Annotated in this window: 30 protein-coding genes and 1 pseudogene; 18 read left to right on the forward strand and 13 right to left on the reverse strand. The window is 71.5% G+C overall.

Annotated elements, in window-relative coordinates:
• Positions 1–19 precede the first annotated feature (19 nt).
• The 5 genes from FB470_RS00735 to FB470_RS00755 all read left to right on the forward strand — a co-directional run bounded on the left by FB470_RS00735 (position 20) and on the right by FB470_RS00755 (position 4,024).
• Entirely contained in the window at positions 20–184 is a 165-nt protein-coding gene (locus FB470_RS00735; RefSeq protein WP_306987869.1) for a hypothetical protein, read from the forward strand.
• An 88-nt stretch (positions 185–272) separates the two neighbouring features.
• Positions 273–1,139, forward strand: coding sequence for a 5-oxoprolinase subunit C family protein (locus FB470_RS00740; RefSeq protein WP_306987870.1), 867 nt, complete (start codon positions 273–275; stop codon positions 1,137–1,139).
• 203 nt (positions 1,140–1,342) lie between these two features.
• On the forward strand, positions 1,343–1,741 hold the full coding sequence (locus FB470_RS00745) for a C40 family peptidase (RefSeq protein WP_370876649.1): 399 nt from the start codon (positions 1,343–1,345) through the stop codon (positions 1,739–1,741).
• 741 nt (positions 1,742–2,482) lie between these two features.
• Positions 2,483–3,046: a PadR family transcriptional regulator gene (locus tag FB470_RS00750; RefSeq protein ID WP_306987873.1), complete on the forward strand. Its 564-nt coding sequence runs from the start codon at positions 2,483–2,485 to the stop codon at positions 3,044–3,046.
• Positions 3,047–3,109: 63 nt separating this feature from the next.
• Positions 3,110–4,024, forward strand: coding sequence for a glycoside hydrolase family protein (locus tag FB470_RS00755; protein ID WP_306987875.1), 915 nt, complete (start codon positions 3,110–3,112; stop codon positions 4,022–4,024).
• 153 nt (positions 4,025–4,177) lie between these two features.
• Here FB470_RS00755 and FB470_RS00760 read toward each other — a convergent pair whose 3' ends face one another.
• Positions 4,178–4,783 carry a TetR/AcrR family transcriptional regulator gene (locus tag FB470_RS00760; protein WP_306987877.1) on the reverse strand — a complete coding sequence of 202 codons (606 nt, stop codon included), beginning with the start codon at positions 4,781–4,783 and terminating at the stop codon, positions 4,178–4,180.
• A 47-nt stretch (positions 4,784–4,830) separates the two neighbouring features.
• Here FB470_RS00760 and FB470_RS00765 point away from each other — a divergent pair, with 47 nt between their 5' ends.
• Positions 4,831–5,688: a Vgb family protein gene (locus FB470_RS00765; protein ID WP_306987879.1), complete on the forward strand. Its 858-nt coding sequence runs from the start codon at positions 4,831–4,833 to the stop codon at positions 5,686–5,688.
• A 493-nt stretch (positions 5,689–6,181) separates the two neighbouring features.
• Here FB470_RS00765 and FB470_RS00770 read toward each other — a convergent pair whose 3' ends face one another.
• From FB470_RS00770 to FB470_RS00780, 3 genes are all read right to left on the reverse strand, one after another.
• Entirely contained in the window at positions 6,182–7,675 is a 1,494-nt protein-coding gene (locus FB470_RS00770; RefSeq protein WP_306987881.1) for a tripartite tricarboxylate transporter permease, read from the reverse strand.
• Positions 7,676–7,678: 3 nt separating this feature from the next.
• Positions 7,679–8,200 (reverse strand): tripartite tricarboxylate transporter TctB family protein, encoded by a 522-nt coding sequence (locus FB470_RS00775; RefSeq protein ID WP_306987882.1) that lies wholly within the window; start codon positions 8,198–8,200, stop codon positions 7,679–7,681.
• A 592-nt stretch (positions 8,201–8,792) separates the two neighbouring features.
• Positions 8,793–9,779 (reverse strand): Bug family tripartite tricarboxylate transporter substrate binding protein, encoded by a 987-nt coding sequence (locus FB470_RS00780; RefSeq protein ID WP_306987884.1) that lies wholly within the window; start codon positions 9,777–9,779, stop codon positions 8,793–8,795.
• 139 nt (positions 9,780–9,918) lie between these two features.
• Between FB470_RS00780 and FB470_RS00785 the strand changes: the two genes are divergently transcribed.
• The 6 genes from FB470_RS00785 to FB470_RS00810 all read left to right on the forward strand — a co-directional run bounded on the left by FB470_RS00785 (position 9,919) and on the right by FB470_RS00810 (position 14,769).
• Complete coding sequence (locus tag FB470_RS00785) at positions 9,919–11,478, forward strand: sensor histidine kinase (RefSeq protein ID WP_306987886.1); 1,560 nt, start codon at positions 9,919–9,921, stop codon at positions 11,476–11,478.
• Entirely contained in the window at positions 11,475–12,152 is a 678-nt protein-coding gene (locus FB470_RS00790; RefSeq protein ID WP_306987888.1) for a response regulator, read from the forward strand. Before FB470_RS00785 ends, FB470_RS00790 begins: the two co-directional genes overlap by 4 nt.
• A 21-nt stretch (positions 12,153–12,173) precedes the next feature.
• On the forward strand, positions 12,174–13,178 hold the full coding sequence (locus tag FB470_RS00795; protein WP_370876429.1) for a CobW family GTP-binding protein: 1,005 nt from the start codon (positions 12,174–12,176) through the stop codon (positions 13,176–13,178).
• A gap of 139 nt (positions 13,179–13,317) precedes the next feature.
• A complete protein-coding gene (locus FB470_RS00800; RefSeq protein WP_306987890.1) occupies positions 13,318–13,707 on the forward strand; it encodes a hypothetical protein in 390 nt (129 codons plus the stop codon).
• A gap of 85 nt (positions 13,708–13,792) precedes the next feature.
• A complete protein-coding gene (locus FB470_RS00805; RefSeq protein ID WP_306987891.1) occupies positions 13,793–13,999 on the forward strand; it encodes a hypothetical protein in 207 nt (68 codons plus the stop codon).
• Between the two features lie 53 nt (positions 14,000–14,052).
• Complete coding sequence (locus FB470_RS00810) at positions 14,053–14,769, forward strand: GAF and ANTAR domain-containing protein (RefSeq protein WP_306987893.1); 717 nt, start codon at positions 14,053–14,055, stop codon at positions 14,767–14,769.
• Between the two features lie 125 nt (positions 14,770–14,894).
• Here FB470_RS00810 and FB470_RS00815 read toward each other — a convergent pair whose 3' ends face one another.
• From FB470_RS00815 to FB470_RS00845, 7 genes are all read right to left on the reverse strand, one after another.
• Positions 14,895–15,665, reverse strand: coding sequence for a crotonase/enoyl-CoA hydratase family protein (locus tag FB470_RS00815; RefSeq protein WP_306987895.1), 771 nt, complete (start codon positions 15,663–15,665; stop codon positions 14,895–14,897).
• Positions 15,666–15,709: 44 nt separating this feature from the next.
• Entirely contained in the window at positions 15,710–16,594 is an 885-nt protein-coding gene (locus tag FB470_RS00820) for a MerR family transcriptional regulator (RefSeq protein WP_306987896.1), read from the reverse strand.
• A gap of 131 nt (positions 16,595–16,725) precedes the next feature.
• Positions 16,726–17,484: a quinone oxidoreductase family protein gene (locus FB470_RS00825; RefSeq protein WP_306987898.1), complete on the reverse strand. Its 759-nt coding sequence runs from the start codon at positions 17,482–17,484 to the stop codon at positions 16,726–16,728.
• A gap of 263 nt (positions 17,485–17,747) precedes the next feature.
• Positions 17,748–18,602, reverse strand: a complete 855-nt coding sequence (locus FB470_RS00830; protein ID WP_306987900.1) for an N-acyl homoserine lactonase family protein — start codon at positions 18,600–18,602, stop codon at positions 17,748–17,750.
• Position 18,603: 1 nt separating this feature from the next.
• The gene (locus tag FB470_RS00835; RefSeq protein ID WP_306987902.1) at positions 18,604–18,975 is read right to left on the reverse strand and encodes a DUF3870 domain-containing protein; all 372 of its coding nucleotides are present in this window, start codon (positions 18,973–18,975) and stop codon (positions 18,604–18,606) included.
• Positions 18,972–20,216, reverse strand: coding sequence for an MFS transporter (locus tag FB470_RS00840; RefSeq protein ID WP_306987904.1), 1,245 nt, complete (start codon positions 20,214–20,216; stop codon positions 18,972–18,974). Before FB470_RS00840 ends, FB470_RS00835 begins: the two co-directional genes overlap by 4 nt.
• Positions 20,216–20,683, reverse strand: a complete 468-nt coding sequence (locus tag FB470_RS00845) for a cupin domain-containing protein (protein WP_306987905.1) — start codon at positions 20,681–20,683, stop codon at positions 20,216–20,218. Before FB470_RS00845 ends, FB470_RS00840 begins: the two co-directional genes overlap by 1 nt.
• 242 nt (positions 20,684–20,925) lie before the next feature.
• On the opposite strand from FB470_RS00845, the gene FB470_RS00850 reads away from it, so the two are divergent.
• Positions 20,926–21,075 (forward strand): hypothetical protein, encoded by a 150-nt coding sequence (locus FB470_RS00850; RefSeq protein WP_306999005.1) that lies wholly within the window; start codon positions 20,926–20,928, stop codon positions 21,073–21,075.
• Here the strand turns inward: FB470_RS00850 and FB470_RS00855 are convergent.
• On the reverse strand, positions 21,072–21,308 hold the full coding sequence (locus FB470_RS00855; RefSeq protein WP_306987907.1) for a hypothetical protein: 237 nt from the start codon (positions 21,306–21,308) through the stop codon (positions 21,072–21,074). The two genes, FB470_RS00850 and FB470_RS00855, sit on opposite strands and share 4 nt — an antisense overlap.
• Here FB470_RS00855 and FB470_RS00860 point away from each other — a divergent pair.
• Positions 21,307–21,483: pseudogene (locus FB470_RS00860) on the forward strand (MFS transporter); the annotation flags it as partial. The gene FB470_RS00855 and the pseudogene FB470_RS00860 sit on opposite strands and share 2 nt — an antisense overlap.
• A 73-nt stretch (positions 21,484–21,556) precedes the next feature.
• Complete coding sequence (locus tag FB470_RS00865) at positions 21,557–21,838, forward strand: hypothetical protein (RefSeq protein WP_306987909.1); 282 nt, start codon at positions 21,557–21,559, stop codon at positions 21,836–21,838.
• Here FB470_RS00865 and FB470_RS00870 read toward each other — a convergent pair.
• A complete protein-coding gene (locus FB470_RS00870) occupies positions 21,819–22,664 on the reverse strand; it encodes a CE1 family esterase (protein WP_306987911.1) in 846 nt (281 codons plus the stop codon). The two genes, FB470_RS00865 and FB470_RS00870, sit on opposite strands and share 20 nt — an antisense overlap.
• 141 nt (positions 22,665–22,805) lie before the next feature.
• Between FB470_RS00870 and FB470_RS00875 the strand changes: the two genes are divergently transcribed.
• Genes FB470_RS00875 through FB470_RS00885 form a run of 3 tightly spaced genes read left to right on the forward strand, consistent with a single transcriptional unit; the run spans position 22,806 to position 26,133 of the window.
• Entirely contained in the window at positions 22,806–24,272 is a 1,467-nt protein-coding gene (locus tag FB470_RS00875; RefSeq protein WP_306987913.1) for a class I adenylate-forming enzyme family protein, read from the forward strand.
• A complete protein-coding gene (locus FB470_RS00880) occupies positions 24,269–25,405 on the forward strand; it encodes an acyltransferase (protein WP_306987914.1) in 1,137 nt (378 codons plus the stop codon). The genes FB470_RS00875 and FB470_RS00880 overlap by 4 nt, the downstream gene beginning before the upstream one ends.
• Positions 25,402–26,133, forward strand: a complete 732-nt coding sequence (locus FB470_RS00885; protein ID WP_306987916.1) for a phosphosulfolactate synthase — start codon at positions 25,402–25,404, stop codon at positions 26,131–26,133. Before FB470_RS00880 ends, FB470_RS00885 begins: the two co-directional genes overlap by 4 nt.
• Positions 26,134–26,136 lie beyond the last annotated feature (3 nt).

Here is a 26,136-nt window from a genome sequence, read left to right on the forward strand (position 1 = left end):
GGAAGATGGGCAGGCTGACATGGCTGAGACGAGGACCCTCTGCCGCACGTGCGGGGACTCGGACGGCTGGATCCTGGAGACCGACGTCGACCCGGTGACCGGTCTCGTGACGTCACGGGAAGCCCCGTGCCCGCGCTGCCGGCCGGCTTCGCGGCACCAGGACGATCTGTTCTCGCAGTTTTGACATCTGGAGCTCATGTGTAACACATGACTCTTGCAGGATCGTTCAACAATTCTGTACGGTCGCGGCACCCGAACGAATCGGAGTTGCCATGGCCGCCGTGCTCGAGGTCGTCGAGAGCGGACCGCTGTCGACCGTGCAGGACCTGGGCCGGCCCGGGTACGCCGACATCGGCGTGACCGGGTCCGGCGCCGCCGACCGCGCCTCGCTGAAGCTCGCGAACCGCTTGGCCGGCAACGGTGAGGGCGCGGCGGCGATCGAGGTGACCTTCGGCGGGTTCGCCGCCCGCGCGAGCCGGGACGTGATCGTCGCCGTGACGGGCGCGCCGTGCCCGATCACGGTCGACCGGATGGGCGCTCCGATGAACTCCCCGCTGCGGATCCCGGCCGGGACGGAGTTCCGGCTCGGCTGGCCAGACACCGGGTTGCGCAGTTACGTGGCCGTCCGCGGCGGCATCGCGGTGGAACCGGTCCTCGGCTCGCGGGCGACGGACCTGCTGTCCGGGCTGGGACCGGATCCCTTGCGGCGCGGGGTGGTTCTACCCCTGGGTGACCAGGTCGGTGACGCGTCCCCGGCCGGTTTCGCGCCGGTTTCCGCTCCCCCGTCGGACGAGTTGTCGCTGCGGGTGTTGCCGGGGCCCCGGGACGACTGGTTCACCGAGTCGGCGCTGCGCACGTTGCTCGGGCAGCCGTACGCGGTGACCTCGGAGAGCAACCGCGTCGGCATCCGGCTCGACGGGCCGGTGCTGCCGCGGGCGCGGCACGGCGAGCTCGTCAGCGAGGGCATGGTCACCGGCGCGCTGCAGGTTCCGCCGTCGGGCAAGCCGACGCTCTTCCTGGCCGACCACCCGGTGACCGGCGGGTATCCGGTGATCGCGGTCGTGGTGGCCGAGGACGTCGACAAGGCCGCGCAGGCCCGCCCCGGCCTGCGCGTGCGGTTCGACCTGGCCGGCGTTTAGGCCGAGAGTGTTCTAATTCACCTTTCCGGGTGTATATCGTTTCGTGATCGGGCGGGTGGGAAATCGGATCGGGTTCCGGCTCGGGCCGGTGAGCCGGATCCCGAATAGAAGAACCGCAATACCTTCGGTGACTGAAGGAGGGTTCAACTGTGCCCACTCGAATACGCCGGCTGGTCGTTTTCCCGGTCGCCTGCGCGGTCGCGATGGCCGGGTTGCTGGGTCTGGCCACACCCGCCGGCGCGACGCAGCTCAGCACCGGTGACCGCATCGTGAACGCCGCTGCCGAGGAGGCCGGCACGCCGTACCGTTCCGGCGGTTCAGGGCCGAGTGGTTTCGACTGCTCGGGTCTGACGCAGTACGCGCACAAGAAGGTCGGAATCACCCTGCCGCGCACGGCGCGCGACCAGCGTGCGGCGGTGCGCAGCGTGCCGAAGTCGCAGATGCGGCCGGGCGACCTGGTGTTCTTCTCGAACGGCCGCAGCGTCTACCACGTCGGCATCTTCGCGGGCAACAACAAGATCTGGGCAGCCCCCGAGTCCGGCGACGTCGTCCGGTTGCAGACCATCTGGACGAATTCCTACACCGTGGGCCGGGCCTGGTGACCCGGCCGCACTGACCGGCCATCCCGCCGCCGGGCGCTCGTTGACGAGCGCCCGGCGGACTCGCGGCTGTCCCGGTCGCCTTGCGGGTCTCCCTGTCGCCTCGCGGGTCTCCCTGTCGCCTTGCGGGTGTTCCGGCGCGTCGCGGATGTTCCGGCCACATCGCGGGTCTCCCGGTCACCTCGCGGGTGTCCCGGCGGCCCCGCGGATGTCCCCTCACGAATGGCACGTGCTCCGCCGACATCGCGGTGCGTTCCGGCGGCCTTGTCCTCGCGGCATCGCCTGTGTGCCGGCATCGCTGCCTTTCCTGCTGCGGCATTGCCTTTGGCCCTGCGGCATCGCTGGTGCCCTGACCACATCGCACTTCGCACTCGAAGCATCGCCTTGTTCCAGAGGCATCGCCTTCGGCCCGGCCTTTCGGAACGCGCCCGCAGACTTTCTGCCTTTTCCCTGGCCGGCTCGCGCGCGCCCAGCCTGCATCGGCTGCGCACTACCCCGCTCGTCCTTGTCCCCTGCCCGCCGCCCACCACCCATCGACCCCCCGCCCGCAACTGCTCCCAGCCCATCCGGCCCACGCCCCCCGTCCCCGCCTCTCCAGCCCGCGCCCGGTGTCGGCGCGCCCCAGCCCAGTTCGCCCCCAGTCCGCGCATCCCGGCCCTCGCGCATCCCCTACCCGCATCCAGTCGCCGCCGCTACGGTGACCTCGGCTTGCAAATAGTCGTTTTCGACTGGTAGTTTTCGACCATGCCACGTCGAGTCCTGGAGAACCCGCTGGTCCTGGCCGTGATGGGCCTGTTGCTGGAGTCTCCGATGCACCCGTACCAGATGCTCGCCGAGTTGCGGGAGCGCAGCAAGAACCGGTCGGTCAACCGCGGCACGCTGTACGACGTCGTGGAGGCGCTGGTCGCCGCGGAATGGCTGGCTCCACAAGGAACCGAGCGTGACGGCAATCGTCCGGAACGAACGGTGTACGCCCTGACCGGCGCGGGCCGGCACGAGCTGAAACGGCGGCTGGACAACCAGATCCGCGAGCCCCGGCGCGAGTTCACCGAGTTCCTGGGGGCGGTGAGCTACGTGGGGGCGCTCGGCCCGGACGGAGCGGTGGACGCGTTGACCGAGCGCGCGCGGCGGCTGGCCGAACGCATCGAGGCAGACCAGGCCCGGCTCGACGAGGCCCTGGACGGTGGCGTGCCGCGGTTGTACGTGATCGAGGCCGAGTACGCGCTCCACCTGTCCCGGGCCGAACTGGGGTGGGTGCGGAATCTGGTCGACGAGATTCGCGCCGGTTCCCTGGCCTGGCCGTCCTGAGAGAGGAGTTCTGTGCTTTTCGGTGTTTATCCCGGTGGTGTCACGGGCGACGACAGTGGCGGTTTGACCACTGGACCGCCGGACGATCCGGAACAGGTGAACCGCGCGATCGGCATGTTGCAGGGGCGTCCGGGTCGGCCGTTCCTGGTGCGGGCCTACCTCGGTTTCAGCGACACCACGTCGCCCAACGGTCCACACGAGACGGCCACGCCCGCAACGGCACTGCAGTACACCGGTGAGGGCCGCGCATTGGACCTCGTCGCCCAGTACCAGTCGGCGGCTGGGAACGTTCCGGGTTATGCCGCGTTCGTGCGACAGGTGGTCTCCCAGTACGGCGCCCAGACCGCGACGCTGCAGGTGACGGAGGAGCCGAACATGCCGGACAACCCGGTGCTGGACGGCTACTACCCGAAGGTCGTCGAGGCGCTGGTCGCCGGCGTATCCGCGGCGAAGGAGCGCGCCCGCGAGCTCGGTTTCGACCACCTGCGCGTCGGGTTCAACACCACACCCCTCTTCGGCCCGGGCGCGTCGTTCATCGCCGACCTGGTGCAGGCAGGCGGGCCGGCTTTCGTGTGCGACCTGGACTACATCGGCCTGGACTTCTTCCCGGACGTCTTCCGCCCGGTGCCGATCATCGAGTTGGCCGACGCAGTGACCGGCCTCCTACGCCACCACCGCGAGAACGTGCTGGCACCGGCCGGTCTCGGGGATGTCCCGCTGCACATCACCGAGCACGGCTGGCCCACCGGCCCCGACCGTTCATCGGCGCGTCAGTCCGAAGTGGTCGAAACGGTGGTCCGCGCGCTCGCGGGGGCGGCTGCGCAACTCAACATCACCACCTACACCCATTTCTCCCTTCGCGACGCGGACAGCTCCAACTCCGGCCTGTTCCACCAATTCGGCCTCCTGACAGATACCTACACGCCGAAACCCGCCTTCCACACCTACCGTGACTTGATCAACGAACTGGCCGGCTGACCGGCAGCGTCGGCTCCCCACTGTTCGACTCCCGCCGCACCCGCCGTGCTGGTCACCGACACCTGCCCACGCGCGGCGCCCACGGAGCCCCGTGCCCAGCCGCGCGCGCCACAACCACCTCCCTTACTCACTGGCCACCCGCCGGTCGAGCGCTCATCGACTCACCATCTGCGCCCGCGCCGCCGCGACGGCATCCCGCGCCGCGTCGTCCACCACCGCCGGGTCGGGTGGCTCCCGCAAGAGCACCAGGCGGTGGTAGATCGGCGCCGTCGCGGCCACCACCACCCGGTGCGCGTCCGTGCCTTCCGGGACCTCGCCGCGCGCCACCGCCCGGTCGATCACCACCTCGCAGCGCCGGTAGCGATCGCGCCAGAACTCGCGCAGCGCGGCGGCCGCCTGCGGGGATTGGAACGAGGCGTTGATCAGCGCGCGGGTGACCGATGTCTCCGCGTCCAGCGCCTCGTACACCTCGCGGTTGATCGCGGTCAGGTCGCCGAGCAGGGACCCGGTGTCGGCGGGCGCCCACTCGTCGTCGGTCGCCGCGTCGAACACGTCCGCCAGCAGGCCGCCGACATCGCGCCACCGGCGGTAGACCGTGGCGCGGTGCACGCCGGCCCGCTCGGCGACCGCGTCCATGTTGAGGCCGTCGTACTGGACCTCGACCAGCAACGACATCGCGGCGTCGATCACCATCTCCCGGTTCCGGGCGGTGCGCCCGCCAGGACGACGACGGGGAGTTGCGGATTCCGGCTCGGTCATGCCATCATCTTACTGCGACATCCGTCGCATTAACAGAGGGGGCGGGGATGAAATTCGACGAGATCGCGGTGACCGGCGCTCCGTACGGCGTCACGGCGGGGCCGGACGGACGGATGTGGGTGACGTCCGTCCACAGCGGACAGATCCTGCGCATCGGGGACGAGGTGTCGGTGTTCGACCTCGATCCGGGCTGCGGTCCGGCCGTCATCACCCCCGGGCCGGACGGTGCGCTCTGGTTCACCCGGCTGCACGACCACCGTATCGGCCGGATCGACGTCGATGGCGCCAGCACGTCGTTCGCCCTGCCCACTCCGGAAGCGGGCCCGTACGGGATGGCGGCCGGGCCGGACGGCGCGCTGTGGTTCACTGAGATGAACCTCGACCGCGTCGGGCGGATCACGGTGGACGGCGAGATCACCGAGATCCCGCTGGGCGTCGAGGGTTCCTACGCCTCGACGATCGTCACGGGCGCGGACGGCGCGCTGTGGGTCACGCTGAACCAGGCCCACGCCATAGCCCGGGTGACCGTGGACGGCAAGGTCACGGTGTTCGCCCTGCCGACCGAGAAGGCCGCACCGGTCGGCATCGCCCGGGGCGACGATGGCGCGGTTTGGTTCGTCGAGATCGGCGCGGGACAGGTTGGCCGGGTCACACCGGAGGGTGAGATCACAGAGTTTCCCCTGCCCCAACGGGACGCGCGCCCCCACGCGATCGCCGCCGACGGCGCGGGTGGGTGCTGGTTCACCGAGTGGGGCGCGAACCGGGTCGGGCACGTGACCGCGAACGGGGAGTTCGAGCACTTCGCCCTGCCCACACCGGGTTCCGAGCCGCACGGGCTGGCGGTGGCGCCCGACGGAGCGGTGTGGGTGGCGCTCGAAGCCGGGAAGGTGGCGCGATTGCACTGAGACCTGTGACGAGCCCGCAGGCGACGGGGCTGGTTGCCACCACCGGGCAGAGTGGATGCGACGGGTCGGTACGGACGCCGGTGGGAGCGCACCCAGATTGGTGGGCACGCGGCTCGGTGCTCGAACCGGCCGGCGCGTAAACGGGTCGGTGGCGCGCCGGTGAGAGCGCACGCGGATCGGTGCGCAAACGGGTCGGTGCGCGAGCTGGCCGGTACGCACGCACATCGGTGCGCAAACCCAGCCGGTGCGCGGGTCGGCACGCAAACGGGCCAGTGCGCAAACTGACCGGCGCGCACCCGGATCGGTGCACAAGCAGATCGGCGGGCGAACGGGCGGTGCGCGAGAGGGTCAGGGCGCGCGGCTCGACGGGCAACCGGATCGGTACGCGAACGCGAACGGGCCGGTGCGTGAGCGGGAGGGCGGCCCCGCGGACCGCCCTCCCGGATCTCACTCGCCCGGCGGCCGGCGGCATGTGTGCCGACAGCCCTGGGCGCTACACGGCGGCCGGATCGCGGCGGCGTACCAGCTTCCGCGCGAGGGGCCACACCAGCAGCACGGCGACCAGCACGTAGACCGCGATTGCGAGCGGGGAGTTGACCAGGCCGGACAGATCACCGTCGCTGATCTGCAGTGCGCGCCGCATCTGCTGTTCCGCGCTTGGGCCCAGGATGACCCCGATGATCGCGGGCAGGACGGGCAACCCGAAGCGCCGCATGACGAAACCGATCACGCCGATCACATAGAGGAGGATCAGATCGATCACGGAACCGCTCACGGCGTACGCGCCGACACTGGCGAAGAACAGGATCCCGGCATACAGGTAGGGCCGCGGGATCCGTAGCAGCTTCGCCCACACCGGTGCCATCGGCAGGTTGATCAGCAGCAACAGCACCAGCCCGACGAACAGGCTCGCGATCAGTGCCCACACCAGCGCGGACTCCCGCTGGAACAACAACGGGCCGGGCTGGATGCCGTACTGCTGGAACGCCGCCAGCATCACCGCGGCCACCGCAGTGGTCGGCAGACCGAGCGTCAGCATCGACACCAGCGTCCCGGCAGCCGAGGCGCTGGCCGTCGATTCGGGGCCGGCGACGCCCTCGATGGCGCCCTTGCCGAACTCCTCTTTCCTGCGGGACAAGCGCTTCTCGGTCACGTAGGACAGGAAGGTCGGGATCTCGGCCCCGCCCGCGGGGATCGCGCCGAACGGGAAACCGATCACCGGCCCGCGCAGCCACGGCTTCCAGGTCCGGCGCAGGTCGGAGCGCGACAGCCACGGCCGTCCGACCGGTATCGCCTCGGCCTGGGTCTGCCGCAGGTGCGCCGCCACCCACAGCGACTCACCGACGGCGAACAGGCCCACGGCCACGATCACGACGTCGACGCCGTCCGCGAGGTGCAGTGAACCGAACGTCAGTCGCGACTGGCCGGTCATCTCGTCGAGCCCCACCAGGCCGATGGTCAGACCGATCAGCAACGACGCGTAGCCGCGAACCCGGGACCTGCCGAGCACCGACGTCACCGCGATGAACGCCAGCACCATGATCGCGAAGTAGTCGGGCGCGCCGATGTCCACCGCGAGGTCCGCGATCAACGGCGCCAGCAGCACCAGGGCGATGGTGCCGATGATGCCGCCGGTGAAGTGGCCGATCGCCGCCGCGGCGAGCGCCTGCGGACCACGGCCCTTGCGCGCCATCGGGTTGCCCTCGATCGCTGTGACGACCGCGGCGCTCTCCCCTGGCGTGTTCAGCAGGATCGACGTCGTCGAGCCGCCGAACATGCCGCCGTAGTAGATGCCGGCGAACATGATGAACGCCGCCGTCGGGTCGAGTCCGTAGGTCACCGGCAGCAGCAGCGCCACCGCCATCGCCGGGCCGATGCCCGGCAGCACCCCGATCGCGGTGCCGAGTAGGACACCGATCGCGGCGAACAACAGGTGCGACGGGGTCAGCGCGGTGCCGAAGCCCGCCCAGAGGTTCGACAGGTCCATCGGTTACAGCACCCCCATCAGCGGGCCGCCGGGCAGCGGAACGCCCAGCAGGACGGTGAACACGAGCCACGTCACGAGCGACACCGCGGCCGAGATCAGCGGGTCACGGACGGGGTGGCGGCTGCCCAGCGCGTAGGCCGCGCCCCAGAACATGATCGCCGACGACAGCGGGAAGCCGAGCGTGTCGATCAGTGCCGCGTTGGCCAGGAAGGCGCCCGACAGCAACAGGACCGTGCGCCAGTCGGCGGGGGCGTCCAGGTCGACGTCCTCCCCCGCCTCGGCCTCGCCGCGCCCACCGCGGAGCACGTCGCGCGCAAGCAGCACGGCGACGAGCAGCAACAGCGACCCGACGAGGATCGGCACCGCCTTGGGGCCCACCGGTCCGCGCTGGGTGAAGTCCGCCGGGATGCGCAGGGCGTCGACGAGCACCAGGACACCGACGGCGAACAGGAAGGCGCAGACGCCCAGTTCGGAATGCGTGCGCCACCAGGACTTTGGTGGCGCCTCCTGCTCGAGCACGCTCATGCCAGCTCCTCCACGCCCCACCAAGGAACATCCAAGTCCGACTGCACACGCCGCCACCACGTCGACGGCGCCTCGCGCTCGCTCCTCGGGCCACCACGGCGCTCGATACGCGCGCCATCCGCGCGAGCGCACGAGTTCAACCAGGAGGGCGCAGGACACCACGAAGTCGACGGCGACACGGCGCTCCTGCCGCACCGGCCATCCACAACGTCCCGACCGCCCACAACGTGCCAGCCGTCTACAACATGCAGGCCACGCACAACGCGGCAGCTGGCCACAAGGCGCCGGGCAACCGGCCGTCGGGCACACCCTGTCCCGGGTGCGTGCGGCCGCGGCCTCGGCAACATCCGCTCCGCACTCAAACCGGCCCCACTACGCGAGGCTGGGTAACCGCTCACGGCCGAGTCCGCCGGCACCTCCCGCCGGCCACCCACAACGCGCCCGCCGTCCACGACGCGCCGGCTTCCCGCGACGCGCCCGTCCACGACGTCCCGGCCATCAACAACGTGCTGGCCGTCCACAACGCGCTGGCCAGCCGCTACCGGCGGATCATCCGCACGCCATCGGAGCGTTCGCGGGAACTTCGGCTCCTTCATGCCAGCCCCAGCTCCTTCAGCACCCCGGCCACCCGGTCGTTCTCCGATTTCAGGAACGCGGCGAAATCGTCCCCGGGCTGGAAGGCGGGTGTCCATCCGTTGCGTTGCAGGGCATCCCGCCACTGGGGCGTGTCCTGCAGCCGCGTGAAGAGGCCGATCAGCCGCTCGCGGTCGGGGTCCGACAGGCCCGGCGGCGCGACGATTCCGCGCCAGTTGGTGAACGAAACGTCCACACCGGACTCCCGCAGCGTGGGCGCGTCGATGCCCGGCACGCGTTGCGGTCCGGTCACCGCGAGCGCCCGCAGCGCACCCGACGCGATCTGGTCCCGCGTCTCGCCGATGCCGGACACCCCGAAGCCGACCTTGCCGCCCAGCACGGACGCCATCAGCTCGCCCCCGCCGTCGAACGGGATGTAGTTCACCCGCGGCGGCGCGATCCCGGCGGCCTGCGCCATCAGCATCGGCGCGAGGTGGTCCGGCCCGCCGGGCGCGGACCCGCCACCGACCGGCACACTGCCCGGATCGGCCCGCCACGCCTCCACCAGCTGCTGGATCGTCTGGTACGGCGAGTCCTTGCTGACCACGATGATGTCGGACTCCTCGGTCAGCTTCGCGACCGCGGTGGTGTCCTGCAACGACGACGGCGACTTGTTGGTGTACACCGAACCCACCACGCCAAGCCCCATGGACATGGCGAGCTTGCCGTTGCCGCGCTCGTTCACCAGCCGTCCGAGGCCGACCGTGCCGCCGGCGCCGGGCAGGTTGAACACCTCGATGTTGCCGTTGAGCCCGGCGTCCTCGATCGCCTTCACCGCCGTGCGGGCGGTGATGTCGTAGCCGCCGCCGGGCGAGTTGGGGACCATCATCCGCAGGCCCCGGATCTGGGGCCCGGTCTCCTCGCCGCCCGCCGACACCAGCGGGGGGATCAGGAGCAGTGCCGCGGCCGCGCCGAGAACGGCCAGCCACGCCTTGCGATTCTTCATCAGCGCACCTCGTTGTGGACTTTCGTCGTGGCGCATCCTGCCGCCCGCCCACGCCGCTGTCACCCGTTGCGCACTTATCGATCCTTGTGGTCATTGTGGTCACGGGCCACACCGCGCCCGCGGATGCGATAGTGGGGGCGTGGGTGCGCAAGGATCGCTGGCCCGCCAGCTGCTGGGCTGGCAGCTGATCATCGTGTTCGCCCTGCTCGCATGCGTGTTCGGCTACTCCGCCGTGCAGTCCGACCGCACCTTCACCGACACGCAGGGCCGCAAGCTCCTCGCCGTCGCCGAACAGGTCGCCGCCACCGCCGGGGTGCGCGCGAGCCTCGCCGACCCGGTGCGCCGCGACGCGCTGCCGGCCTTCGCCGAGAGCGCGCGCACCCTCTCCGGAGCCGACTCGGTGATCATCGCCGCCCCGGACCGGCGCATCCTCACCTCGCCCGACCCGAACCAGCTGCGCACCGAACTCCCCCTCGGCGCCAGCACCGTGCTGCACGGCCGCGCGTGGGTCGGCGAGATCGGCGGACAGCTCGTCGCGCACGTGCCGGTGATCGGCGACGCGGGACAGACCCTCGGGATCGTCGCCGCCGGCACCGAAACCCCCGGCTTCTTCGAGGGCGTCGCCAACTCCCCCGGCACCGCGCTGACCCTGCTGGCCATCGCCACGGTCGTCGGCGTCGCCGGGTCGCTGCTGCTCACCTGGCGCGTGAAACGGCAGACCCTGGGCATGGAGCCGCGCCAGATCACCGCGCTGGCCGAGCACCGCGAGGCGCTGCTGCACGGCATCAAGGAGGGCGTCCTCGGCCTGGACGAGCAGCACCGCGTCACCCTCGTCAACGACCAGGCCCGCGACCTGCTGGCCCTGCCCGAGGCCTGCGTGGGACGCCCGGTGACGGAGCTGGGCCTCAACGAACGGCTCACCGACGTGCTCACCGGCCGCGCCCAGGGCGTCGACCAGATCGGTTTGCGGGCCGGCCGGGTGCTGGCGCTCAACCGCATGCCGATCGCGCGCGGCGCGGTCGTCACGTTGCGGGACCGCACCGAACTGGCGACGCTGCGCGAAGAGCTCGAAGCGACCACCCGCGCCACCGACACGCTGCGCGCGCAGGCCCACGAGTTCACCAACCGCCTGCACATCATCGCCGGGCTGATCGAACTGGGCGAGTACGACGAGGTGCGGCACTACGTCGACCTGGTCAGCCAGGCGCACGAGAAGTGGCACGAGGAGGTGACCGCGCACATCGCCGACTCGGCCGTCGCGGCGCTGCTCGTCGCGAAGGCGAGCCTGGCCGCCGAACGCGGTGCCGGGCTGCGGCTGGCGCCCGGCACGCGACTGGACGATGTGGACGACCAGCTGTCCGCGGACCTGGTGACCGTCGTCGGCAACCTCGTGGACAACGCCCTCGACGCGCTCGCCGGCCGGGACGGGGACTGGATCGAGGTGGAGATCCGCCAGGATGGCGACGCGGTGTCGGTCGTGGTGCGCGACTCCGGGCCCGGGGTGGCGCCGGAGATCGCGACCGAGGTGTTCACCCACGGCTTCACCACGAAGGCCGCCGAGCACGGCGGACAGCGGGGGCTCGGCCTGGCGCTGACGCGGCAGACGTGCAAGCGCCGGGGCGGGTCGGTGGCCGTGCACAACGCCGACGGCGCGGTGTTCACCGCCGTCCTGCCCCGGCGGGCGGAGGTGCCGCGGTGATCCGGGTCCTGGTGGTGGACGACGACTTCATGGTCGCGAAGGTCCACAGTGGATACGTGGCGCGGACGCCCGGCTTCGCGGTGGCCGGGGTCGCGCACACCGGCGCGGAGGCGCTGCGCGCTGCCCGCGAGCTCGCGCCCGACCTGGTGCTGCTGGACATCTACCTGCCGGACGTCGACGGCCTGGCGGTGCTGCGGCAGCTGCGCGCCGATCCGGGCACCCAGGACATCGACGTCCTGGTCATCACCGCGGCCCGGGACGTGGAGACCGTGCGGGGCGCGCTGCGCGGCGGGGCCCTGCACTACCTCATCAAGCCGTTCTCCTCGTCGGCGCTGCAGGCGCAGCTGGAGGAGTTCGCCGCGCGGCACCGGAAACTGCACCGCCTCGCGCAACGCCACACCGCCGGGCAGGAGGACGTCGACGCGGTGTTCGGCGCCCGCACGCCGAAAGCGCTGCCCAAAGGTCTCACCGAGCAGACCGCCGAGCTGGTGCGGCAGGCCCTGCAGGCGCACCCGGACGGGTTGTCGGCCAGCGAGTGCGCGGGCGCCACGGACCTGTCCCGGCCCAGCGCCCGGCGGTACCTGGAGCACTTCGTCGCGGCCGGGCGGGCCGAAGTCCGCCTGCGCTACGGCGGGACCGGCCGGCCCGAGCGGCAATACCACTGGCGCGGCTGAGTTCCCGTTAGGGTGCCGCCGGTGAGCACGCAGCCGATCCCCGTGGTCCTGGTCGCCGGTTACCTGGGCTCGGGCAAGACGACACTGGTCAACCACCTGCTGACGCACGCGCGCGACCACCGCATCGGGGTGGTCGTCAACGACTTCGGCCGCATCAACGTGGACGCCCTGGCGGTCGCCGGGCAGGTCGATGCGATGCTGCCGATGGGCAACGGGTGCCTGTGCTGCGCGGTCGACTCCGCGGGCCTGGACCGGATGCTGGAACGGCTGACCGAGCCCGAACTGGGCATCGACGCGATCGTCATCGAGGCGAGCGGACTGGCCGAGCCGCGGGACCTGGTGCGCATGTTGCTGGCCGGCGAGAACCCGCGGATCGCCTACGGCGGCCTGGTCGAGGTCGTGGACGCGGTCGAGTTCGAGGGCAACCGCGTGCGCCACCCCGAACTGGACGAGCACCTGCGCTTCGCCGACCTGGTGGTGCTGAACAAGACCGATCAGCGGGACGACGACGCACTCCTGGAACTGGTGCGCAAGGTCAGCGGGGGACGGCCCGTCGTGCGGGCGTCGTTCGGCGCGATCGATCCGGGCCTGCTGTTCGACCCGGGTGCGCCCGAGCCGGTGGCGCGGCAGCTGTCGTTCGACGACCTGCGGCACGAGGACGGCCACCACCACGCGCACCTGCACGAGGGCTACCGCACCGTCGAGTTCAGCACGGACACGCCGATCCACCCGCGGCGGCTGCTGGCCTTCCTGACCGAGCGGCCGGCCGGGCTGTACCGGATGAAGGGGCCGGTGCACTTCGGCGTGCCCGGCCACGACGACCGGTTCCTGCTGCAGACGGTCGGGCCGTACTTGCGGTTCCACCGCTCGCCGTGGGACGGCGAAACAGCCGGCACCCGGCTGGTGCTGATCGGGACCGGTCTCGACTCCGACGACCTGCTCACGCGCCTGGCGGCCTGCGCCGAACCCGATCCGGCGGCCCGCACCGAGCGGGCGATCCTGCCGGTGCTCAAGCACTGCGGCTAGGAATGCCGTCCCCGAGAATCGGGGCCTACGATACCCGGAATCACTTGTGGGATTGTTCAACAATCGCTATCTTGTGATCCACATCGCCGGCAGATCGGCGGTGGGTTCTGCCTCTCGAAACCGAAATGAGGTTCGTTCCATGCACAAGCTCCAGGCGGCCGTCGTCGTCGCCGGTATCGCGGCGACCTGCGTGATCGGCGGCACCGCCGAAGCGGCCGCAGCCGGGGTCACCTGCGGCGGCGTCTCCTACCAGGGCCTCAGCCGCGGCAACGCCTGCTACTACAGCGACGGTGACAAGATCCTCGTCAGCGACGTCCGCAAGGACGGCTACTGGGTCTACGCCCATGTCGTCGACGAGCCGGTGAGCGCTCCGCACAACGACTACTACTGCAACAACAAGAAGGGCGGCGGCACGACCGTCACCTGCGGCCGGAACGCGAAGGAGGGCGGCAAGGTGCGGTTCTCGATCACCGTCATGCGGGGCGACACCTTCCTGGCCAGCAGCGGCCCGATCTCCGCGAGGTCCTGAGCCGGCCGGGTTCCGCGGAACCCGGCCGGTAACCCCCCGGCGGTGGGGCGCGATAGGCGAAGCAACCCGGCGAGGAGTGGTTCGCATGCGCGCATCCGCGATCAGGTGGTTCTGGCCGGCCGTGGCACTGGCGTTCGCCGGCACCGCCGCCGTCGAGATCTACGTGGCCGTGACCATGGTCGCGACCTGGGCGTGGATGCTGGCGGCGGTGCTCGTCCTCGCCTCGGGTGGGTGCGCCGCGGCCGCCTTTCGCCGGGAACGGGTCAGCCCGCCGCGGGGCCCCGGAGTCTGAACACGGCGGGCCCGGCTCTGTCGCCCCGGGCGCGCATGGACAAGACTGTGCTGGTGACGGACGAACTCATCAGGCCCGCCGAAGGTGCCGAACTCGCGGATGCGCTGAGCGCGGTCGTGCGCACCCTCGAGCCGGAGCCGGACGTCGAGCGGACGGTGGCCAACATCGTGCGCGCCGTGGCCGCGACGGTGCCGGGCACCGAGGACGCGGGGGTCTCCCTGCTCGACTCGGGTGAGCTGAAGTCCGTCGCCCCGTCCAGCGAGCGGGTGTCGCGGCTGGACCAGTTGCAGCACAAGCTCGGCGAGGGCCCGTGCGTGGACGCGGTCTTCGAGGACCCGGTCTACCGCACCGGCGACATCGGGGCGGACAGGCGCTGGCCGCGGTTCGGTTCCGGTGCCGCCGAGCTGGGGATCCGCTCGATGCTCGCCGTCCGCCTGTTCACCGGCAAGACGTTGCTCGGGGCGCTGAACCTGTACGCCACCGAGCGCGACGCCTTCGACCAGTCGGCCGAGCACGTGGCCGGCCTGTTCGCCGCCCACGCGGCGGTCGCCCTGGCCGGTTCGCGGGCCCAGGCGCAGCTGCGCAACGCGCTGGGAACCCGCGACGTGATCTCGATGGCGAAGGGCATCCTGATGGAACGCCACCGCGTGACCGACGACCAGGCGTTCGACCTGCTGGTGCGCGCGTCGCAGAACTCGAACCGCAAGCTCTACGACGTCGCGCGCTGGCTGGTGACCGGGACCAACAACGCCATCAACGAGGGCAACTAGGGGCCGCCCGGACGCCGCGCCCGCCCAGACGGGCGCTTGGCATGTCCGGCACCCGCTGCGGCCTGACGAGCAAACGCTCACTGACCGCCTACGGCCACCGACACCAACTTCACGGAATCACTCGTCTAGTCGAAAGAACCGCCGCGGCCGGCGCCGGCCGCGAAGCGTTGCGCTCCGCTCGCCGCGTCGGTGGCCAGTGAGGTCAGGCCGTGCCGCCATTCGTTGGCCATCGCGGCCGGCTCGTCGAGCCCGTCCTGTTCGAGCAGCGACAGCCGGTCCTCGCGGAGGCACGTCTGCGGGAAGCGCGCGAGGCCCGCGGCGAGTTCCTCGGCCGCGGCGCGCTCGGTGCCGGCCGGCACCACCCGGTTCGCCAGGCCCATCGCCAGTGCCTCCGGCGCGGGCACCGGACGGCCGGTGAGCACCAGGTCCATCGCCCGGCTCTGCCCGATCAGCCGGGGCAACCGGACCGTCCCGCCGTCGATCAGCGGCACACCCCAGCGGCGGCAGAACACGCCGAAGACCGCGTCCTCCGCGGCCACCCGCAGATCGCACCACAGGGCCAGTTCCAGTCCGCCCGCCACGGCGTGACCGGCGACCGCGGCGATCACCGGCTTGCCCAGGCGCAGCCGCGTCGGGCCCATCGGGCCGGGACCGTCGTCGCTGACGCGGTTGCCGCGCTCGGTGCCCAGAGCCTTGAGGTCGGCACCGGCGCAGAACGTGCCGCCCTCGCCCCACAGCACGGCGACCGAGGCGGTCTCGTCGGCGTCGAACGTCTCGAAGGCCTCCAGCAGGGCCTGCGCGGTGGGGCCGTCGACGGCGTTGCGCGCGTGCGGCCGGGACAGGATCACGGTGTGGACCGGGCCGTTGCGCTCCACCCGGACGGCAGGTTCGACCATGTGATCACGTTTCCACACCGGCCATCGCCTGTCATCCGGCCCGCCTAGCTCAGTGCCTCCACCGCGTCCGGCAGGCTGGTCAGCCGGCGCGCGTCACCCGGGAGCGGGACGCCTTCCCAGCCGGGACCGGCCGCGTACAGGCGGGTGCCGGACAGTTCGCCGGCCGGGACCTGGCTCGCCAGCTCTGCCGAGTGGGCCCACACGACCGTCGCCACGGGCTTGCGCGTCGTGACGGCCGTCAGCAGCGAGTGCGGCGGGACCCGCGCGCCGAGCGAGATGGTGCCCTTGCCGCGTTCGGCGAGCGCATGGCGCAGCACCTCCAGCGGCAGCGAGTGCTGTTCGTCCGGGGCGCAGGCCAGCAGCACGGACGCCGGGCCGGTGTGGTTGCCCGCCGGGAGGGCGTGCAGCGCCGCGATGATGCCGTCGGTGGCCAGGTGCTCGACCTCGACCGGCCCGCCCGGCTCGGCGCACCGCTCACCGAGTTCCTGCAGGAACGGCACGAGCAGCTTCTGCCAGGTGTCGATCGTGCCGTGCCGGTCGAGGAACCCGACCACGATGCGGCGGAAGGCATCCGGGTCGAGCTTCTCGGCCGCGCCCCGCAGCGACCGTCGCCGCCGGGACGCCACCCGGTCCGCCACGCGACCGGACACGATCGCGGGCGGAACGCCGCCCGCGCTGACGGTCGCGGCCGCGCTGGCCACCGGAACGCCCTGCCGCACGAGGTGCACCACGCGTTCCAGGCGGCGCAGGTCGCCGACCGTGTAGCGGCGGTGCCGTCCGGGCTCCCGCGCGCTCGGGCCGAGGCCGTGCCTGCGGTCCCAGCTGCGCAGCGTCGCGACGGCGACACCGAGCCGGTCCGCCACCGCCGCGGGGGTCAGCACCGCCTCGGGCGGTACCGCTTCTCGCGCGGCCTGCCCCGTGCGGCTCATCCGTCCACGCCCCCCGATGACGTCCCACTACCACCCTTCCGGCGGTTCATCGTTAGATTGTGCAACATTCGCGAGGCAGATGGTTGATGATCGGCACGATGGGCGGGTCGGGCTCCGGTGCCCGGCCCGCCTCAGGTCCCGACCTGCACCACGTACTTGCCCCGTCCGAGCCCGCCGGCGAGAAGGTCGTGGACCGGCGCGACGGACCCGAGCGACTCGACAACGGTGATGTCGGGCCGGACGCTGCCCCTGGCGATCAGTTCGAAACCGTTGGTCAACGCCTCGGCAGCGGCACGCGGGTTGCTCGCGGTGAGCCGGCTCATGCTGAACCCGATGATCCCCACGTTGCCCCCGATGAGGCGTCCCGCCTGCGGCAGCGGTGCCGGGGTGCCGCCGGCGGCGTTGCCGAACAGGACGACCCGTCCGCCAGGCGCCGCGAGGCTCAGGTCGAGGTCGAGCAACCCCGTTCCGGTGGGGTCGAGGATGACGTCGACGCCGCCGGGGGCGACCTTGTGAACCGCTTCGGCCAGGTCGTCGTCACGGGCGAACACGTCGTCCCAGCCCGCGGCGAGGCCGTCGGCGATCTTGCCGGCCCGGCCGACCGTGCCGATCCTGCGCCCGCTGCCGAGCGTCGCGGCCAGCTGGCTCACGACCGAGCCGAGGCCGCCGCTCGCCGAGTGCATGAGCACGGTCTCGCCGAGCCGAATGCGAGCCCGCTCGGTGAGCAGGAGCACAGCGGTCGACACGACCAGCGGTGCGGACGCCGCCGTCTCGAGCGGGATGCCGTCGGGCACGCTCACGGTGACCTCGGCATTCGCGAGGGCGACCTCCGCGAGACCGCCGCCGGGCGTGAACGCCGCCACCCGCTGGCCGACCTGCTTGTCAGTCACCCCGGCGCCGACCGCACGGACCGTGCCGGCCACCTCGCGTGGTCGAGGTGGCGACACCCGAGCCCGGCCCCGGTCAGGTGGCCATCGACGTCGCCTACGCGGGCATCAACTTCATCGACGTCATGGCCCGCCGCGGAGATCCCGGTTACGCGTCCGCGTGGCCGTACGTCCCCGGCCTCGCTCGTCGCGCTGCCATCCGCCGCAGGTTCGGACATGAGCAAAGCTTTCACAACAGCTCCTGATTCACCATTCGTCGTACCTGGTCAGCTCTCGCCGGCGACGGTCACCGGGCCGGGCACGGTGTCGCCGAGGATGCGGCCGACGTAACGACCGCGGTCCAGCACACCGGGATCGTCATGCGCGGGCACGACGAACCGGTACTGCCGCGCCGCCTTCGCCGCCGCCATCTCCTGCAACACCGAAGTCGTGAAGTTGTTCGTCAGCGCAGGATCGTCGATGGCCAGGTACGTCGGCTGCACTCCTGCGACGAACCCGTCCCGCGGCTGGTTCCGGAGTGCGCCTTCCACGTCGTAGAACAGGTCGCCGCACAGATACGCCTCCCCTTCACCGGTGTCGACGACCACTCCGATGGAACCGGGGGTGTGCCCGCCGGACAGCCGGCAGGTGACGCCGGGGAACAACTCCTCACCCGCACCCGGGTGGTCCAGGTCCAGGAACCGCAGGGCACCCGGCGTGTACAACCGGTCGATCAGGTGGTGGAGGTCGTCCTTCGCGTAGGCACGTCCCTGGATTCCGGTGCAGGCACCGCCGAGCTCGCTCCGGTTCACCACCACCGGGACCGTCATCGGGACGCGGTGCAGGTGCCCGGCGTGGTCTCGATGCAGGTGGGTGAGGATGACGCAGGTGAGGTCGCCGGGTTCGAGCCCGTGCGCCCCGAGCTGCTCCTCGAAACCTTGCCCCGGTGCGATTTCGCCGCCTGCGCCGAGGACCGAGGGGTCCCGGTACCCGGCGTCGACGAGGATCGGCCCTGCCTCTCCCTCGAGCAGGAAACCCTGTGCGGGCACGGCGATGCGGTGTCCCGGCGCGATGCCGCGCAGGCGCATCGACTCGTCGATGACGACCGAGCCGAAGTTGAGCCGGTGGATCCGGTAGGTCATCTCATCCCTCCGCGTGGCGCAGGTAGCGCCGGAATGCGTCGGCGACCGCCTGCCTGATCGCGCCTCCGCCCTGGCCGAGGTAGTTCTGTTCGATGGCGGTGAGCACTGGCGTGACGTCACCCCGGAGATCGAGGCCGAGCAGGAGCTCCGCGAGCCAGGACCGGACCAAGCCGGTCGCGGCCGTCGAGTCGACCTCGATCACGGTGCCGGTGCGCCGGTCGACCCGAAGGCAGACCGAGAACAGCTGGTGCACTCCGTGCGACGCGGAGGTCGCCGGCACCTTCGCATATCCGACGACGATGAGGTTGTCTGCCACTGTCATCGCCGGAGTCTGCCACGGCTGTGCCGCCGGCCGCGCCGCCGCGGCGATCACGGTGAGACCTTCGCGGATTCGGGTGTCGGCGCGGTGACCGCCGGCCGGGCACGGGCCAGGCTCAGGCACACCGCACCGAGAAGCATGCCGGCCACCATCGCGAGGAACACCGGGGTGAACGAACCGCTCACCTGGATGAGCCAGCCGATCAGCAACGGCCCGAGCAAACCGGCGAGCTGGGTGCCCATGTTGATGAACCCGAGCCACGTGCCGACCTCGTGCGGCCGGACCACGTCCATCGGGACGGACCAGAACGGGCCCAGCCCCGAGTAGAGGAAGAACCCGGCCGCCGTCAGGAACACGCCGGAAAGGGTCGCGCCGGCCGCGAGCACCGTCAGCGCGATGAAGATCGCGGTGAGCAGATAGGTGGCCGCGACGAAGTACCGCCTCGAGTTGTTGAACCACCGCTGACACAGCCACGCGCCCGACAGCATGCCGACGGTCCCGGCCACGAACGGGAGGGTGGCGAACACCCCGGTCTTGGCCACGGTCAGCCCGCGATAGGTGAGCAGGTAGGTCGGCAACCACGTCATGAGCCCGTAGAGCACGAATCCGAAGAAGAAGAACGCCGCGAAGGTGAGCCAGATGTGCGGTACCCACCACTGGCGCGGCTCGCGGGGACCACGGACCTCCGGCTCGGTGCGCAGGTTCCGCGTGCCCGGCCTGTCCCACATGAAGAACAGCACGAGCGGGACGCACAACACCCCGGGGATGATGGTGGCGTAGAAGACCCAGCGCCAGCCGAGGTGCGTGACGAGGGGGAAGGCGATCGACGGGGCCACGGCGGGACCGAGCGTCAACGCGGTGAGCATCAACGCCAGAGGCAGCGAACGCCGCCCGACCGGGAACCAGTTGGCGAGTGCGCGCCACAGTGGAGGCGCGTGGAACCCCTCACCCGCTCCCATGAGCAGACGCACCGCCAGCAACGCGGCGAGGCTCCCGGCGACCGCACCGGTGAGGACGCTGAACACGGTCCACCACGCGATCGCCGCCGCGATCACGCGGCGCTGCCCGATCCGGTCGGACAACCGCCCGGCAGGAACCTGCACGATCGTGTAGCTGAGGAACAACGCGCCGGAGATCAGCCCGGCTGTGGACGGCTTGATCCCCAGCTCGCGGGTGATGAACGGCAGTGCCGATCCGAGTGCGACGCGGTCGAAGTAGGAGACCAGCAGCGTCACCCACAGGATGCCCAGGACGATCCAGCGGTACCGCCCCGTGGAGGCCAGCTTCACCGTCATCACCCGGCTTTCCGCTCGGCGACGGAAGGGTCGAACCCGGCCCCCTCGGGGAGGAACTCGTTGACCGGCGAGCCGAGGAACTCCGGGACCTCGTCCTCATCGTGCAGACCGACCGCGAAGCTCTTGATCAGCGGGTCGTCCTGCAGGCCCGGGGTGTGGACCTCGAGCAGTGTGCATGGCGCTTCGGACTTGTTCCACGACCAGTGGACCTTGCCCGCGGGGATGCGCAGGAAATCCCCGGCCTCGAGGTGGAACGCACGGTCTTCGACGAACACCCACAGTTCGCCGTCGCGCAGCCAGTTGAGCTGCTCGCAGTCGTGGGTGTGCGGGCGCGAGTGGTAGCCCGCCGGGCGGGTGGCGATCATGAGGGACGAGGAGTTCCCGAAGACCGCTTTCGTCGTGAACGACGTGGTGCCCATGTCGGCGGTCTCTTCCGGAACCGAATCGCCGCGAACGTGGATCGGCACAGCATCTCCCTTGACGCATTCGACTGGTGGCGCTTCGCGACACCTGTCAAGGGAGTTGACGCGATACTCGGGGCGGCGTGGCTCGAGCTCTGCTCGTCAGTCACCGCTCCATCAGCGTCAGCTGTTGACCGGCGCAAGCGTAACCACGGGAGTGCCGGCAGGCAAGACGTTCAGGCTCAGGGACCGAGGCGCTGCACGCCGCGCTGGAGGTGTTCTGGCGGCAGGGCTACGAGGCCACCTCGATGCAGGACCTGGTCGACCACGTGGGCGTCAACTTGTACGCCACCTACGGCAGCAAGCACGACCTCGGCCCGGCCCGGCCCTCGAGGCCGTCCGCGACTTCATCCGGTCCTACGTCGCCGATTCGCGTTCGGACAGCCGGGGTGGCCTAATCACCAACACCGCGACCGAACTGCTCCCGCACGACGCCAAGGCGGCCCGCCGGGCCGACATCGCGTTCGGCGAACTCGAGGCGCCACCGGCGGGCACCCTCTCCCGCGCCCAGCAGGAGGGCGACCTCGCCGAGGGCAAGGACCCGCCCGCGCTCGCCCGGCGTGTTCGCCGTGGTCACCAGCGAGTTCGTCGTCGCCGACCTGATGCCCCAGCTCCCGAAGACCGCGCTCATGACGCTGTTCGCGATCTTCCTGGCCGGCAACGTGCTGGCCGCGACCGCGAGCGGCTACAGCACGATGATGACCGCCCGCATCGTCACCGGCGTCGCCGGGCAGGCGTTCTTCGGCACCGGCATCGCGCTGACCGCGCAGCTCACCCGCCCGGAGGTCCGCGGCCGCGCGATCGCGGTGGTCATGAACGGTCTCATGCTGGGCACCCTGCTCGGGCTGCCGCTCGCGACCGTCGTCGGCCGCGGCCACCGTGATCGGCAACCTGGTCGTCGGGCGGCTCGCCGACCGCCGCACCATCCCCGTGCTGGTCGCCGGTCTCGCACTGAACCTGGTCTTCCTCGTCGCGTTCGCGCTGCTCGCGGACCTGCCCGCGCCGGCGGTCGCGGCGATGCTCGGCATCGGGCTCACCGGCGTCACGATGAACCCGGCGATGGTGACGCGTGTGCAGCGCGCCGACAACGGCCTGGTGGGCCTGCTGCCCGAACTGGTGCGCCGTCGCGGGCACGCCCCGGTCATGCAGCCGTGCGCCTGACCTGGCCCGACAGGAAGGTCCACATCAGACCGGTCGCGCCGGCCGGCCAGGCGTGCGTGACCCCGGAGTACACGAGGGACTGCACGGCGGACCCGCCCGCGCACCCCGTCCACGTCGTGACCACCGCCGGTGACACGCGCCGCGACGAGGACGCGGGCGGGCACGCGTCGAGCGTGCGCCAGGTCGCGGACGCGTGCTCGGCGACCTGGGCGCCGTGCCCGAGCACGCGGTCGCCGGTTCCGGCGGCGACGAGTGCGGACAGCCCCTTCGCGGCCGGGTTGGTGCACGGGGCAGGCGGCGCGGCACCGTAGGTCGCGAAGGCGGCGAACAGGCCGGGCGAGACGCACGCGAGGTGGAACGCGAGCCGGCCGCCGTTGCTGTAGCCGACGAGGTACACGCGGCGTGGGTCGGACGTGAACGCGTGGGCCGCGTCGGCGACGACCGCCGCGATGAACGAGGTGTCGTCGACCCGCTGCCGTGCCGCGATGCCGCAGCACCCGCTGCCCGCGTTCCACGATTGTCCGATTCCGGCCGGATACACGATATCGGCCAGTCCCTGTTCCGCATAACCCAGGAAACCGGTCTGCACCGCACCATTCCGGACATCGACACCACGGCCGTGCAGAACCACCAGCAACGGCAGTCCGGAATGAGCCTTTTCCGGCCGGACCGCCAGATAGGTCCGGCTGAGGTGACCGGCCGGCAGCGTGCGCGTCTCGATCGAGATGCCCTGCCCCGCCAGGGAATCCGCCTTCACCGGCGCGGCGCACCCGGCCAGCGCGACGCACAGCAGGAACACCGGGATCCCTCGTCGCCACCGCGCCATTCGTTCATCCTGGACGATTGCGCGTCGGGTCACGGTGAGCGCGGTGATTTCTCAGGACGTTCTTAATGACCGCCCAGCGTCCGCCCAGAAACGGGAACGAGACTCGGCCCGGTCTTCCCTTTTCGACCGCCTGGAGGAATGATGGCCGTGATTTCCCGGATGCTGCCGGTCCGTGCCCGCGAGCGTCCGGACGACGTGGCGTTCCTCGACGGCGCGGACGGACGGGACCTGACCTGGCGCGCCGTCGCCGCGCACGCGCAGCGGTGGCGGGAACTGGCCCGCGACCTGCCGCCCCGCACCCGCGTCGGCCTGGTCGCGGCCGACCCGCTGGTCTTCACCGCCTCCTACCTCGGGTGCCTCGATGCCGGCCTGACCGCGGTGCCCGTCGATCCGCGGCTGCCGGAGGCCGAACTGGCGACCACCCTGGCCCGGCTGCGCACCGGCCTCGTGGCGACCGACCGGCCGGACCTCGTGCCCGCGCGCCCGACGTGGCACGTCACCCTCGCCGGGCCGCGGCCGGTGCGGGCGGCGCGCGTCCGCCCGGACGGCTACGCGCTGCGGCCCGCGGTCCTGCTGACCAGTTCCGGCACCACCGGCGCGCCGAAGGGCATCCCGCTCAGCGAGTGGCAGCTGGTGCACACCGCCCGCCGCGTGGCCAGGCACCACCGGTTCGGCCGCGGCGAGCGCGGTTACACGCCGCTCCCCCTGTTCCACGTCAACGCGCAGGTCATGGGCCTGCTGGCGACCGTCATCAGCGGCGGCTCCCTGGTGCTCGACCGGCGGTTCAGTGCCGGCGAGTACTGGGAGCGCGTCCAACGCTGGAAGCCGACCTGGCTCAACACCGTGCCCGCGATCCTCGCGTCCCTGACCCGGCAGGCCGCCCCGCCGGACGAGGTCGCCCGCCGGATCCGGTTCGCCCGCTCGGCGTCGGCACCCTTGTCGCCGGAGATCGCGCGCCGGTTCACCGCCCGCACCGGCATCGGGGTGCTGGAGACCTACGGCATGTCCGAGGCCGCCGGGCAGATCACCGCGAACCCGCTCGCACCGGCTCGCCGGCGCACCGGCTCGGTCGGCCTGCCGGTCGGGGTCGGGCTCGTCGTCGCCGCGCCGGACGGCACGGTCCTGCCGCCGGGCGAACGCGGCGAGGTGCGGCTGCGTGGCCGCCAGGTCGTCAGCCGCTACCTCGAACTGGACGGCCTGAGCGAGCGGATCCGGCCCGCCCGGACCTCGGACGGGTGGCTGCCGACCGGTGACGTGGGCGAGCTCGACGCGGACGGTTTCCTCACGCTCGCCGGCCGCGTGGACGACGTCATCAACCGCGGCGGGGAGAAGATCTACCCGCAGGCGGTCGAGGACGTCCTGCTCGCGCACCCGGCGGTCACCGCGGTCGCGGTCGTCGCCGCTCCCGACGAGCGGCTGGGCCAGGTGCCGGTCGCGTTCGTCACCGGCCGTCCCGGAACCGGTCTGGAGGGGGCGCTGCGGGACTGGTGCGAACACCGGCTCGCCCGGTACCAGCGTCCGGCGGTGATCGAGGTGACACCGGCGCTGCCGCTCGGCCCGACCGGGAAGGTGCTGCGGCGCGCGCTGCGGGCCGAGGCGGGGCGGTGAGCCCGCGTGGCGAACACCTGCACTACGTCGACCTGGTGCGCGTCCTGACCGTCGGGCTGGTGATCGGCCTGCACGTGCTGGCGCTGGCACCGTTCGCGCCGGGGGTGCCGATCGGGGCGCTGATCATCGTCTTCCACGTCAGCCGCGAGGTGTTCTTCCTGCTGACCGCGTTCGTCCTCACCCACAGCACGGCCCGCAGACCGCGGTGGCCGGAGTTCTGGCGGCGGCGGTACCTGTTCGTCGTCGTGCCGTATCTGCTGTGGACGGTCGTGTACTTCCTCGCCGACGGCGGCCCGTACTCGGTCGTGTCGTTCCGGACCGAGCTGCTCACCGGGACGGCGCGCTACCACCTGTACTTCCTGCTGGTGTCGATGCAGATCTACCTGGTGTGGCCGGTGATCCGCGCGCTGATCGCCGCGACCCGCCGCCACCACCGGGCGCTGGCGGCGTTCGCCGTGGCCTACCAGCTGGTGTTCTCGCTCGCCGGGCAGCAGCAGTGGACCATCGGTGCCCTGTCCGGCTGGCTGCGCGCGCCGGACGCGTGGCTGCCCAGCTACCTCGGCTACGTCCTGGCCGGCGCACTGGCCGGCGCGCACCGCGAAGAGCTCGTGGCGTGGACCCGGCAGCACGTGCGGGTGGTCCTCGGCGGGTGCCTCGCGGCGCTGGCGCTGGGTGCCGGTGTCTACCTGGCACAGGTGTACCTCGGCGGGCAGCCCCCGCTGGTGGCGAGCACCGTGTTCCAGCCGGTGGTCGCGGTGGAGAGTTTCGCCGTGGCGTGGGCGTTCCTCGCACTCGGTCTGGTGTGGACGGAGCGCGGCACACCGTGGCGCGGTCTGGTCCGCGCCACCTCCGACGCCTCCTTCGGCGTCTACCTGATCCACCCGCTCGTCCTGCAGTACGTGCTCCTCGGGGTGACCGCGGCCGGGTTCACCGCGCGGCCGGTGCCGGACGCGGTGGCGCTGCCCGCGCTGGTGCTCGTGGTCGTCCCGTTCGTCTACCTCGTGTCCGGCCTGGTCACCGCGGCGGCGCGGCGCACCCCGGCCAGCCTCGCCCTCACCGGGCGGGCCCGGCGGCGGCGCAAACCCGCGCGGGTGCCCGAGCTCGCCCTCGTCCAGTCAGGAGGAACCCCATGAACACCGGTGTGACCATGGTGATCGATCCCGGCCTGCCGACCGGCGCGTTCACCGACCTGATCGCCAGCCACGGCGACCACATCGGCCTGCTCAAGTTCGGCTGGGGCACCGCGCTGGTCACCAAGGACCTGCACCGCAAGATCGCCGTGCTGTGCGAGGCCGGGATCGGCTTCTACTTCGGCGGCACCCTGTTCGAACACCACCTGGTGCGGGACCGGCTCGACGACTACCTCGCGTTCGTCGAGTCGACCGGCGCCACGCACATCGAGGTGTCCAACGGCACGATCCCGTTGTCCCAGCACGACAAGGCGTCCTATGTGGAGCGGATGGCACGGTACCGGCCGGTGCTGGCCGAGGTCGGGTACAAGGACGCCGGGCGCTCGGCGTGCCTCGGCCCCGGCGACTGGGTCGGCGCGATCCTCGAGGACCTGGCCGCGGGAGCCGACTTCGTGATCACCGAGGCACGGGAGTCCGGCCGCAGCGGGCTCGCCCGGCCCGACGGGCACGTGCGCGAGGACGTGCTGCACGCGGTCATCTCGTCGGTCGACCACCGGCGGCTGCTGTTCGAGGCGCCCACGAAGGACCTGCAGGTCGAACTGATCCAGGCACTCGGGCCGTCGGTCAACCTCGGCAACATCGCCACCACCGACGTGCTCGGCGTGGAAACCCTCCGGCGCGGGCTGCGCGCCGACACCCTCATCCAGCTCACCCCGGCCCCCGTGGCCTGAACG

Origin of the sequence: Amycolatopsis thermophila (assembly GCF_030814215.1) — a bacterium.
Taxonomy (GTDB): domain Bacteria; phylum Actinomycetota; class Actinomycetes; order Mycobacteriales; family Pseudonocardiaceae; genus Amycolatopsis_E; species Amycolatopsis_E thermophila.